This window comes from Vibrio sp. 10N.261.52.A1 (genome assembly GCF_002876325.1).
In the GTDB taxonomy this organism is placed as follows: domain Bacteria; phylum Pseudomonadota; class Gammaproteobacteria; order Enterobacterales; family Vibrionaceae; genus Vibrio; species Vibrio chagasii.
Window position 1 is genome coordinate 1 of record NZ_MCYD01000130.1, and the last position, 525, is coordinate 525.

Consider the following 525-nt stretch of genomic DNA (forward strand, 5'->3'; position numbering starts at 1 on the left):
ACTTTATATAGAAGAGTAACCTTTAAAATCAGACGAATTCGACAGACTCTTCGTCCAATTGGATGCTGATTTCAAACTTACTTTGAAGTTCATCAACCAGTTTTTGGTGGAAGGCTTCTTGAGTTCTAGTGACCTCAGCAACCGCCTTTTTAGGCAGAGGTAATGAATCCCACTTGCCTTCAATGTTGTATTTACCAATGTTGTACTTCGCCGAATACCCCTCTTCCGACTTGTCCAACTCCATCCACCAGCCCCAGAACTCACGCTCTTCTGGTGATTTTTTATCGTTCACACACACTGATAAGCAATCAAAAATATAGTGACCTTCTTCTGATTGCGGCTCCCTCAAGTATGGCCCAATGGCCTTTAATACGTTTAACAAGCGATAATGCGTTGGTTCTTGTGTCACTTCTGACATATTGAATCTCCATTTTCAATGTTAAGAATGACGTTACTCAGACTGCAATACGTTGAAAATATGCAGTTGGATTTTATAAATTTTCTCTGAGTATCAGGTACTTAATC

1 protein-coding gene is annotated in these 525 nt (G+C 39.8%); it reads right to left on the reverse strand.

Annotation, left to right across the window (positions count from 1 at the left end; translation table 11 throughout):
• Nucleotides 1-28: 28 nt before the first annotated feature.
• The gene (gene crl, locus BCT81_RS01840; protein WP_008218654.1) at nucleotides 29-418 is read right to left on the reverse strand and encodes a sigma factor-binding protein Crl; all 390 of its coding nucleotides are present in this window, start codon (nucleotides 416-418) and stop codon (nucleotides 29-31) included.
• Between the last annotated feature and the right edge of the window lie 107 nt (nucleotides 419-525).

Excerpts from the sequence above, each read along its gene's own strand:
- crl (WP_008218654.1), bottom strand. The coding sequence starts at position 418 with ATGTCAGAAGTGACACAAGAACCAACGCATTATCGCTTGTTAAACGTA.